The organism is Amycolatopsis sp. NPDC059021, from assembly GCF_042739895.1.
Taxonomy (GTDB): Bacteria; Actinomycetota; Actinomycetes; order Mycobacteriales; family Pseudonocardiaceae; genus Amycolatopsis.
In genome coordinates, this window is the sequence record NZ_JBHYIQ010000135.1 from 11,878 (window position 1) to 23,060 (window position 11,183).

9 protein-coding genes are annotated in these 11,183 nt (G+C 68.3%); 1 reads left to right on the forward strand and 8 read right to left on the reverse strand.

All coding sequences use genetic code 11. From position 1 onward, the window contains the following. Nucleotides 1-143: 143 nt before the first annotated feature. A complete protein-coding gene (locus tag ACFWX1_RS43790; protein WP_378395818.1) occupies nt 144-896 on the forward strand; it encodes a sulfite exporter TauE/SafE family protein in 753 nt (250 codons plus the stop codon). Here ACFWX1_RS43790 and ACFWX1_RS43795 read toward each other — a convergent pair. The 8 genes from ACFWX1_RS43795 to ACFWX1_RS43830 all read right to left on the reverse strand — a co-directional run bounded on the left by ACFWX1_RS43795 (nt 871) and on the right by ACFWX1_RS43830 (nt 11,012). Continuing rightward, on the reverse strand, nt 871-1,023 hold the full coding sequence (locus tag ACFWX1_RS43795; RefSeq protein WP_378395819.1) for a hypothetical protein: 153 nt from the start codon (nt 1,021-1,023) through the stop codon (nt 871-873). The two genes, ACFWX1_RS43790 and ACFWX1_RS43795, sit on opposite strands and share 26 nt — an antisense overlap. Nucleotides 1,024-1,108: 85 nt before the next feature. Next, nucleotides 1,109-1,894: a DeoR/GlpR family DNA-binding transcription regulator gene (locus tag ACFWX1_RS43800; protein WP_378395820.1), complete on the reverse strand. Its 786-nt coding sequence runs from the start codon at nt 1,892-1,894 to the stop codon at nt 1,109-1,111. 131 nt (nt 1,895-2,025) lie between these two features. Then, nucleotides 2,026-5,040 (reverse strand): endo-alpha-N-acetylgalactosaminidase family protein, encoded by a 3,015-nt coding sequence (locus ACFWX1_RS43805; protein ID WP_378395821.1) that lies wholly within the window; start codon nt 5,038-5,040, stop codon nt 2,026-2,028. A 306-nt stretch (nt 5,041-5,346) separates the two neighbouring features. After that, nucleotides 5,347-6,117, reverse strand: coding sequence for a DeoR/GlpR family DNA-binding transcription regulator (locus tag ACFWX1_RS43810; RefSeq protein WP_378395822.1), 771 nt, complete (start codon nt 6,115-6,117; stop codon nt 5,347-5,349). 44 nt (nt 6,118-6,161) lie between these two features. After that, on the reverse strand, nt 6,162-8,063 hold the full coding sequence (locus ACFWX1_RS43815; protein ID WP_378395823.1) for a DUF5107 domain-containing protein: 1,902 nt from the start codon (nt 8,061-8,063) through the stop codon (nt 6,162-6,164). A 76-nt stretch (nt 8,064-8,139) separates the two neighbouring features. Then, a complete protein-coding gene (locus ACFWX1_RS43820; RefSeq protein WP_378395825.1) occupies nt 8,140-9,219 on the reverse strand; it encodes an ABC transporter ATP-binding protein in 1,080 nt (359 codons plus the stop codon). Between the two features lie 9 nt (nt 9,220-9,228). Next, nucleotides 9,229-10,158, reverse strand: coding sequence for a carbohydrate ABC transporter permease (locus ACFWX1_RS43825; protein WP_378395826.1), 930 nt, complete (start codon nt 10,156-10,158; stop codon nt 9,229-9,231). A gap of 8 nt (nt 10,159-10,166) precedes the next feature. Continuing rightward, entirely contained in the window at nt 10,167-11,012 is an 846-nt protein-coding gene (locus ACFWX1_RS43830; protein ID WP_378395827.1) for a carbohydrate ABC transporter permease, read from the reverse strand. Between the last annotated feature and the right edge of the window lie 171 nt (nt 11,013-11,183).

The window sequence follows — 11,183 nt, forward strand, 5'->3', positions numbered from 1 at the left end:
CGCAGCTACTCTTTTTAAAAACACACACCACCAGTACACACTCCACCCCCCCCCCCGCGGGGGGGGGGCCCCCCGCGCCCCCCCCGCGTCCTGTCGCGAAAAACCATATGTGTCAAGCGAATTCCCGATGTTAACGTCGCACGATGACGGCGTCCTTCTTCACCCTGCTCATTTTCGCGGGGATAGCCGCCGGACTGTCGGGGACCATAGCGGGCCTGGCCTCGCTGTTCTCCTATCCGGCGCTCCTCGCGGTCGGCCTGCCCGCGACCGCCGCCAACGTCACCAACACGGTCGCGCTCGCGATCGGCAGTGTCGGCGCGGTCCCCAGTTCACGGCGCGAGCTGTCCGGACAGCTCGGTGCCGCGAGAAGACTGGGTATCGCGTGTGTACTCGGCAGCGCGGCGGGCGCGGCGCTCGTCCTCGTCAGCCCGCCCGGGGTGTTCGAACGTGTCGTCCCGTTCCTCGTCGGTGCCGCCTCCCTGCTCGTCCTGGTGCGGCGCCCGCCCCACGAGGACGCCGAAGCCAGGACCACCAGCGCCCACCCGTGGCTGGTCACCGGGGGCACGTTCGCCGTGTCCGTCTACAGTGGATACTTCGCCGCGGCGTCCGGAGTGGTGATGCTGGCGCTGCTCCTGGCCACCGTGCCGGAAAGCCTGCTGCGGGTGAACGCCCTCAAGAACCTCCTGCTCGTCGTGACCGACGTGGTGGCGGCGGCCGGGTTCGCCGCCTTCGGCCCCGTCTCCTGGAGCACCGCGCTCCCGCTGACGATCGGCCTGCTCGCGGGTTCCTGGCTGGGCCCGGTGGTGGCGCGCTGGCTGCCCGCGAAGCTCCTGCGGATCGGCATCGCGCTGGCCGGAATCGGCCTGGCGATCAAGCTCGGAGCCGACGCGTTCTGAACCACTGCCGCGACGCCCGCTTCGGGACGCGGTGCCGCTCCTTGCGTTCGGCGAACGGGGTCAGCCTGCCCTCGGTGCGGTAGTCCATTTCCACCTGCACCAGGTCGAAGATCCAGTCGTGTTTCATACCCTCAGGATGGTGCTGAGGGAGAGGTCACGGCATCAGGTGATCACGCCGTTCCCGGGCGGGCCGGACCCCTTACCCCGCCACTTCAGACGGTAAGGACCTCGACGCCGGCGGCCTCGAAAGCCCTTACCGCGGCCGGGTCGGCCTCGGTGTCGGTGACCAGCGTGTGCACGTCGTGGGTCGCGCAGATCCGGGCGAAGGCGCGACGGCCGAGCTTCGATCCGTCCGCCACCGCGACGACCCGCTCGGCGCGCTCGACCATCAGCCGGTTGATGCTCGCTTCGCCCTCGTGGTGGGCGAAGGCACCGGCCTCGGGGTCGAGCGCGTCCACGCCGAGGAAGAGCAGGTCCATGGTGAGCTCGGACAGCACACGGGTGGCGAGCGGGCCGCTCAGCTCGAACGACTGCGGCCGCGCGACGCCACCGGTGACGACGATCTTGACGTTGGGCCGCACGGCGAGCTCGTGCGCGATGTTGAGCGCGTTGGTCACCACGGTCAGGCCCGGCGCGTCACTCCGGCTGGCCAGGTCGGCCCGCATCGCGAGTGCCCTGGCCACCCCGGCGGTCGTGGTGCCGCCGTTGAGCCCGACCGCCATACCCCGCTCGGCGAGCGCGGCCGCGGAAGCGCTGATCCGCTGCTTCTCCGGGACGTGCCGGGCGGTCTTGTAGCGCAGCGGCAGGTCGTAGGCGAGGTCGTTGGCGACCGCGCCGCCGCGGGTGCGGGTGAGCAGCTGCTGTTCGGCGAGGTGGTCGAGGTCCCGCCGGATCGTGGCCGCCGAAACGTTCAGCTCGGCGGCCACGTCCTCGACGTCGATCTTCTCCCGCTGCCCGAGCATGTCCAGCAGCGTGCTCAACCGTTCGTGCCGGGCCATCGGCGGTGCTCCCTACCTCTGCGGTGCCGCTCGCGGGGCGATCTCCGCGCACTGTGCTGCGCTGTTACACCCTGTTTCGAGCAGTATGCTGCATTCACCGCCGCGCACCACACAGGACCCGCCGGAGGGGATCAGCCGATCTCGTCCACCACCAGGTTGTCCAGGATCAGATCGTGGTCCTGGTTCTGCGTTCCCGGGGTCAGTTTCGCGACCCCGATCCAGGCGTCGGCACCACCGTCGACCGTCGCGGTGAACGTCGTCGGCGTATGGGCCTCGGCGAACGTCGTGCTCGTCCCCGCGCCGGTCACGAACGCGTAGTCGCCGGTTTTCGACGCCTCGTAGGTGAACGACACCCGGTAGCGGTGACCCGGCTCGAATCGCAGCGTCTGCGGCAGCGTCCGATACACCAGGCCCTGGTTCTCCTCGTGGGATTTCAACGATTCGCCGTCGCCGATGACGTCGTCGACGAGTTTCCCGTTCCAGCCGGCCTGGGTGTACGGCGCGTTCTTCTGCGCGATGTGCGTCCGCGGATCGTCCGGCGCGCCGTCGTTCCCGGCGTAGACGAACGGTCCCCAGCCGGTGTCGACGTGTTCGAAGTCCTCGGCGAAGTAGTGCCCTGCCTGCGGCGTCCGTCCGGTTTGGACGACGCGGACGTCGTCGAAGGACACCGGCGGGTTCCCGGCCGCCGCCTCCAGTGCGAGTGTCGCGGTCGACTGTCCACTCGGGACATCGAAGACGACCTTCATCCGTTGCGTGGTCGTCCCGGCGTACTCACTGGCACGGACGTAGTTCTTGACCTTCGACGCGTCCGTCCACTGTGTACCGGGTTTTCCGCCTGCAGGGCTCACCGTGAGGCTTGCCTTGCGCTGTCCGGGCGCGACCTGGACGTTCACCGACGCGGTGTAGGTCTTGCCGCCGGTGAGCCCGGTGATCTGCTGGGACACGGTGGTCCCGGTGCCGCCGTCGATACGCAGCTGACGCTGCCCGGCCGCGTTCGCGGGCACGGACGCCTTGCTCTTGTCGCCGGTGACCTTCCAGGCGTCGAGGTTGCCCGAGTAGAAGGACGGATCCTTCAGGCCGGTGCTGTCACCCCAGTTCGCGTCGGAGTTCGGCCCGGGATCAGCCGGATACACGACGTACGGCGTGTTCGCCGCCGCGTCGATGGAGATCCGGTGCGCGGCGTCGACGTTCAGATCCTTGACGAACCGGCGTCCGGTGTCGGTGAGCTGGTACAGCTTGACCGTGCGCTTGGCACCCCACGACTTGGGCAGTGTCCACTGAGTACTCCCGCCCACCGGATTCCAGTGGTACAGCTTGGTTTCGGCCTGCTGACTCCACGGAAGCAGGTAGGCACCGCCGTTGAGCACGGGATGGCCGTCCTTGCTGATCTGCCGCGTGCCCGTCGTGTCGGAGACGCTGACGCCGTCGGACAGCGTGATCGCGTGCGGTGCCCATTTCTGGATCGTGAAGCCCTGGAGGTACTTGGTGGGCAGGTCGGTGCCGAAGGTCTTGGCGATGAACGCGGGGTACCCGGCGCCACCGACCCAGCCCTCGTACGCGCTCAACTCGCCGCCGCCGAGCAGCGGGTCGCCCGCGATCCAGTCGTCCTTCTGGTGATTGCGGATGAAGCGGACGATCTGGCTGTTGATGCCCTTGTAGTTGCTGCCGCCGTAGTGCACGTCATTGGCCCAGTGGCTCCAGACGCTCTGGCGCTCGAACTTGTCCGGGAACTCGGTCGCGACGTCGTAGCCGAGGCCGTTCATCTCGCGGGCGAACTTCTCCGAGGTGTAGCCGTCGCCGTACCACGTGTCCACGTAAAGGAAGTCGAGACCGGGGACCTCCTTCTTGAACGCTTCCAGCCGCGCGAGCCGTTTGCCGCTCTGGCCGTCGTAGCGGTAGTTGATGTGGTAGCTCTGGTCGAGCCAGTCCCAGCCGAGATCCTTCTTGACGTCGTTGGCGATCGCCGGGTCGAACGCGGGCGAGACCGGGTATTCCTCGGTGTCCTGGATGTGCACGCCGATGTCGGCGTTGTACCGGCGGGAGTTCTCGACCAGCGTGTTCAGATCCTTGACGCCGCCCTGGCGTTTGCCGACACCCGCGTAGTCCGGGTGCGCGGAGTCGTGGCCTTCGGAGCCGTAGCCCTTGAGCAGCACGAACTGGCCGAGGCCGTCGGTGTTGAGCGCGACCCGCTTGGTCTCGTCGAGACTCTGCGTGAACGGATGTTCGGCGTTCGAGGCGAAGTTGAACGGAATGCGCATGATCGGCCGCTGCGCCACCTGCTGCCAGCCCTGGGGGTTGGTCATGATGTCGCGGAAGGCGATCGCGCCGTCCTGCCAGTCGACGGACTTGTCGCCGTTGCGGTCCCCGGTGACGACGATCCTGGTGTACGGCAAGGGTTCCGTGTCTTCCGGTTTCGCGCCGTTGGCGCGGTAGGTCCAATCACCGCTCCACAACCCGGCGCGCTTGTAGCCGCCCTTGTCGGCGATCTGCTTGCGGATCCGGCCGTTGTCCTTGGCGGTCGGCCCGGACGGCGTGTCGTAGGCGGAGTTCGTCTCGATCGACGCCGCGAGCTGCCCGGTGTTGACGATCCCGTACATCGCGCTCGATGGCGCCGTCTCGGCCGGGGTGCTCTTGGTGACCTGCGTGAACGTGTCGCCGGTGCCGGTGGTGGCGTTGTACATCTTGGCCGCGGCGAGCGCGGCACCCGGCTGGTCACTGCGCACGGAGACGAGGTTCTGGTCCGGAATGGACAGTGACTTGACGGGGTTCTTCGGGGTGTCCTGGATCTTCGTGATCCTGAAGTCGATCTCACTGCCCTTGAGGCCGATCGTCGCGTCCAGCTCGACGCCGCCGTACTCCGGGAAACCGAGCCGGTAGTCGACGTGGTCGCCCGCCTTCCGGCTGGTCACCCGCGGCGTATACGCCGTCCCGTTCAGGACGACCTTGCTGAGCTTGTCCTCGTTCCCGTACAGCTTCGCCCCGCTCCGCGCGTCGGTGTACTCGACGACACGCGGAAAGTCCGGGTCGACGGTGACCTTCAGGCTCGCCGACCGCAGCGTGACCAGCTGATCATCCGCGGCGGCAGGCGCCGCCACCCCTCCGACGGCGACCGCGCACAAGGCGGCAAGACAGGCAAGACGGCGCATACGACGGCTCCCATGTCCCCGGCCGGACCCTCTCCGGCCCAGCGTTGCCCCATCCTGCGTTCACAAGTGCACGAAAGTCAAGCAAAACCTCCAACATCAAACATCTACACGCGCTCTTCCACGCATCTCGAATGTGGAACTCACCCCCTTGAGCGTGGAACTCGACCTCCCGAATGTGGGACTCGCGGTGCGAGCCCGCCGCCCGCGAGTCCCACATTCGCGCGCCCGAGTCCCACGTTCGCGCGCCCGAGTCCCACGTTCGCGCGCCCGAGTTTCACGTTGGCGCGCCCGAGTTCTACGTTCGCGTCAGACGGTGAGGACCGTTGTGGTGGCGGCGAAGGCCTCGGCGAGGGCGGCGGGGAGGGCTGAGTCGGTGACGACGGTGTCGATGGCGGTGATGGGGCAGATCTCGGCGAAGGCGCGGCGGCCGAGTTTCGAGGAATCGGCGGCAGCGACGACGCGGGAGGAACGGTCGACCATGAGGCGGTTGATGCTCGCTTCGCCCTCGTGGTTGGCGAAGGCGCCGGCCCGCGGGTCGAGCGCGTCGACGCCGAGGATCAGCAGGTCGATGGCGATCTCGCCGAGGACGCGGGTGGCCAGCGGGCCGGTGAGTTCGAACGACTGCGAACGCGCGACACCGCCGGTGACGACGAGCTTGATGTGGTGCCGCACGGCGAGTTCGTTGGCGATGTTGAGCGCGTTCGTGACCAGGGTGATCCCGCCGGGAAGATCACCGCGGGCGGCGAGCGCGCGGGCGATCTCCGTCGTCGTGGTACCGCCGTTGAGGCCGACGACCCAGCCCGGTTCGACGAGTTCCGCGACCGCCTGGGCGATCCGCGACTTCTCCGGGGCCTGACGCGCCATCTTGTACCGCAGCGGCAGATCGTAGGCGACGTCCCCGGCCACGGCACCGCCGCGCGTCCGGGTCAGCAGCTGCTGTTCGGCGAGCTGATCGAGGTCACGCCGGACAGTGGCGGTCGACACGGCGAGTGCCGCGGCCAGTTCGGCGACGTCGACCTGGCCGCGCTCGGCCACGATCCGCAGCAGCCCGCTGTGCCGTTCGTACTTCCGCGTCACAGTGCCCTCCTCGCCGCCCTCTTCACCGCCCTCTCACCGCCTTCTCACCCCGGCGCCGACATCCGGAAGTCGTACCGCTCCGGCAACGGCCGGTCCCCCGCCACGGCCGCCCAGGTGTCGGACAACGACGTCTCGCCCTCCCGGATCCCGGCGATCTCGAAGCCCTCCTCGAAAATCGCCAGCGCGCCGTCGGGATCTCCCTGCGCGAGCAGGGTTACCGCCTCGAGCAGGCGAACCCGCCCGGTGGCGCGCGCCTCGGGCGACAGCGTCTCCAGCAGTTCGGCGGCCCGCGCCGGGACACCGGCGGCGAGCTGGGCGCCGATCGCTTCGACCGCGAGCGGGAACAGGTGCGGGGCGAGCGCGAGAGCGCGCACGTACAGCAGGGCGGCCTCGAAATCCCGCCCTTCCCGCCGCGCCGCGACCGCCAGATTCCTTAGGGCCCAAGGGTTTTCCGCCGCCGAGACCGACGAACTCCAAGCCTGTTTCGCGGCTTCGTGGTCCCCGGCGGCCCAGCGGGCGACACCGCGGTGGTACCAGACCGCCCAGTTCTCCGCCGCCCGTTCGAGCCGGTGGGCCCAGCCCTGGTTGACCAGCGTGGCGGCGGGGACGTCCAGCGGATCACCGTCCGGCACGACGCCGTCCAGCAAGGCCAGCCACGGTTCCTGCTCGGGCCCGAGCGAGGACGCCGGGAAGGGGGTCCCCGGCAGTTCGGCCGCCATCCGCCGCAGTTCGAGCGCGCCCCAGCCGCTGCCTTCGTGCAGTATCACCGACGGCGTCGTGTCGACGACCTTGCCCCACGCGTTGTGGTATTCGTCCAAAGCGGACCCGGAGATCAGACCGCGCTCCACCGCTTCTGTCGCCGCGGTCCAATCACGACTGTGCACAACGGACGATTCGGCGACGACAGGACCGTACGCCTCCAGCCAATCCCAGCTCTCACCGGCGGGCAATCGCAGATGTTCGAGCTGGGTGCGCGCGAGCCCCGCCTGGATCTCCAGATAGCCGGGGGCCTCGGGAGCCAGCCACTCCTGCCATCGCCGCCCGCCCGCGGATTCACCCCAGACGAACAGCTTCCGCCCGCGCAGCCGGTCCGTCGACACCTGCGCCATGCCCACGCCGCCGGCGTCCACCGCCGCGATCCACCGGCGGGACTCCGCCGGGATCTCGAAGAAGTAGTCCGCCGCGCCGAGGTGCCGGGCGGGGTACGTCAGGTCGTCACCGGGGACGTCGACGAGATCGAGCCGCCCGCCGTAGCCGTAGTGCCAGGCCTGGGTGGCAGGCGCCAGCACGCGGCTGCGCTCGGTACGGGTGACCGCGATGTTCGACCAGCAGTAGGCCGGGACGTCGTGCGGGTGCGGATTGCGGATCCGCACCCCCACCAGCAGGAAGTCGGACTCGTCCGGCAGCCAGAAATCCAGCTGGTACGGCAGGTCCCTCGTCCGCTCCCACTCCCACAGCCGCAGCACCGGACTGCCGTCGGGACCGTCGACCTCGGCCGCGAACATCGGCGCGCAGGTCATGGTCGTATGCCCGGTGCTGCCGAGATTCCATTCGACACCGCCCGCGAACCAGGCGTCCCGCAAAGCCAGGTTCGCCGGCTGGAACACCGGGTTCCGGTAGAGCAGTTCACGCCGGGAAGGCTTGTGGTACAGCGAATACAGCCGCCCGCCGAGCGAAGGAAGCACGGTCGCGCGCAGGCGCGTGTTCTCCAGCACCAGCGCGGGCAACGACCGCGTCGGCCGATCCCGCGTGTACCCATCCTGCAGACGACACGGCAGCACGGTGTCCAGCCGCCCGTAGCCCAGCCCTTCGGCGAGATCCGCGGGCAGTTCGTCCACGTTCGCCACCTGCTGCACCTGTTCGGGTTTCACCAGCGGCGGCAGCGGATTTTCCTCCCCCAGCAGCGCGGCGGGAAGAACCAGCTCGGTGCGGTACAGACTGGTCATGCGATCGCCTCGCTTCGCGAGACAGTGTTGAATTCCTTTTGGCGCATGATATCCATGATTCGCTCGCAAGCGTCGCTCATGCGTCGGGAAGCCGATCGCCGGAAGCGGCGTCGAACAGGTGCACCGCGCCGGGTTTCGGTGCCAGGCCGAGCTTTTCGCCGCGCTGCCACGGTGCCATCCCGGGAGTGCGGACCGTGAACACCTGCTCCGTTCCCGTGGTGCGGCAGTACAGGTACTGGTCGCTGCCCAGTTCCTCGACAACCTCGACGATGGTGTCGATGCCCGTGCCCGCCGTACCGAGATCCCAGCCCTCCGGCCGGACGCCGACGACGATCCCCGGCCCGGTCAACGCCGAACGCTGCGCCGGGGTCAACGGGATCTTGGCACCACCGAGGACGACACCCTCGATGTCCACAGTGGATTCGAGCAGGTTCATCGCGGGCGAGCCGATGAACCCGGCGACGAACACGTTGACCGGCCTGGCGAACAGCCCGATCGGCGTGTCGCACTGCTGGAGCAGGCCGTCCTTGAGCACGGCGACCCTGTCCCCCATCGTCATGGCCTCGACCTGATCGTGCGTGACGTAGATGGTGGTGATCCCCAGCCGCCGTTGCAGCGAGGCGATCTGGGTACGGGTCTGCACCCGCAGCTTAGCGTCCAGATTGGACAGTGGCTCGTCCATCAGGAACACACTGGGCTCGCGCACGATCGCGCGGCCCATGGCGACCCGCTGCCGCTGCCCGCCTGAGAGCTTGGCCGGTTTGCGGTCGAGGTACGGCGTGAGGTCGAGCACCTCCGCCGCCTCCCGGACCCGCTTTTCCTGCTCCGCCTTGGCCATCTTGGCGATCTTCAGGTGGAAGCCGATGTTCTCGCCGACCGTCATGTGCGGGTAGAGCGCGTAGTTCTGGAACACCATCGCGATGTCCCGGTCCTTGGGCGGCAGCTCGGTGACGTCGCGGTCTCCGATGTGGATGGTGCCGTGGTCGACACCCTCCAGCCCGGCCAGCATCCGCAGTGTCGTCGACTTGCCGCAGCCGGACGGGCCGACCAGCACCAGGAACTCGCCGTCGGCGACCTCGAGATCGAGCCCGTCGACGGCGGGCCGGTCCACCCCCGCGTAGTACCGCGTGGTGTCGGAGAAGGTCACGGAACTCATGAACAGTCCTTACTTTCCGGCGCCGAGTGTGAGGCCGGTGATGATCCGGCGGGCGAGCAGCAGATAGAGCACGAGCATCGGGAGCACCACGATCGCGACCCCGGCGATCAGGCCGCCGTACTCGGACTGGTAGCTCGCCGCGCCGTAGAAGGTGAACAGGGCGCGCGACAGGGTGAAATGCGCCTGGTCCTTGAGGAACACGATCGCGAGCAGGGTTTCGTTCCACAGCCCGATCGCGTTCAGGATCAGCGCGGTGATCAGCCCGCCCCGCGCCAGTGGCAGCATCACCGAGAAGAACGTCCTGGTCGGTGAGGCGCCGTCGATCGCGGCCGCCTCTTCCAGTTCGTCCGGCAGCGATCGGAAGAACCCGGTCAGCAGGAACACGGTGAACGGAATCGACAAGGCGACGTACAGCACGAAAAGGCCGTACTGGTTGTCGAAGTGGATCTTGGACAGGACCACGAACAGCGGAATGATCACGGTCTGGAACGGCACGCCCATCCCGATCGCGACGAAGTTCGTCATCCCGCCCGAGCCCCGCACGCCGAGCCTGGTGAGCGCGTACGCCGCCGGCGCGGACACCGCCACCGTGGCCACGGTGGCCAGCCCGACGAGCACGACCGTGGTCAGCACCGCGTCGCCGAACCCGGCGTTGCTCCAGGCGTAGACGAAGTTCCGGAACGGCTTCCCGGCGTGGAACCACTGATACGGCAAGGAGAACGGCTTGGTGAAGATCTCGACCGGCGTCTTGAACGACGCCGAGATCAGCCAGTACAGCACCAGCAGGTTCCCCGCGGTGAACAGCCACACGATCACCGAGCCGAGAATCCTCAGTGGACCCCAGCGCCGCGATCCCGGTGCGGGCCGGGGTTTCCTGGGCGGCTTGCGGACCGGCTTCGCCGTCGACGTCGCCGGTGTCGCAGTGTCAGTCAAGGACACGACAGCTCCTAGAACTGGATCGCGTCACGGCGCATGAGGCGACGCAACAGCACGACGAGCACGGATACCAGGGCGATCATCGCGACCGCGCAGGCGCACGCGGCACCGAAGTCCGGCGTCGCGTTGGAACCGAAGGTCCGGTCGAACACGTAGATCCCCAGCGTCCACGCCTGGTTCGGCGGGGCGTAGGTGCCAGGACCGGCCAGCACGAAGACGAGCTCGAAGATCTTGAGCGCGTTGATCGTCCACAACACCCCGGCGACGCCGACGACGTCCCAGGTCATCGGCAGCGTGATGTTCCGGAACTTCTGCCACGGCGAAGCGCCCGCGATGTCCGCGTCCTCGTAGAGATACGGCGGGATGCGGTCGACCGCGGCCATCAGGATCGTGATGTAGAACCCCGAACTCGCCCAGATCAGCGACGCCGTCACCACACCGGTCACATTGGCCGGTGCGAGGAACTTGGCCGCGTCCGCGCCGAGGTGTTCCAGCACGAAGTTCGCCAGCCCCTGTTTGCCAGGCTGGTACTTGAACACGAACCCGAGGAACATGCCGAGCGCGACCGGGGCGACGATGTTCGGGAAGAACAGGATCGCCCGGATGAGCTTCCCGCCCCGCATGTCCCGCAGCACCATGGTGAACAGGAACGCCACCGCGAACGTGCCGATCCCGCCGAGGAAGACGTAGACGAGCGTGTTGCGGAAGGCGTACTGGAACGAGTCGTTGTCCCACATCTGCACGTAGTTGGTGACGCCGTTGGGTTTCGGCGTGTCCCCGGCTCCGGCCCAGCTGGTGAAGCTCAGCACGACCGTCGCGATGGTCGGCAGCACCAGGAAGGCCAGGTACAGCACCAAAGCCGGGCCGAAGAACGGCCAGAACAGCCGCCGTTTGCGGGAAAGATGCGCACCCCGGGTGGGGGGGGGGGCCCCCCCCCCCCCGACCCCCCCACCCGGCAACCCCCCCGGCGCGCGCCCACAGCGGCCCCCCGGGGTGGGGGAGGGTGGGGGGAACGCTGAGGGCGGGAC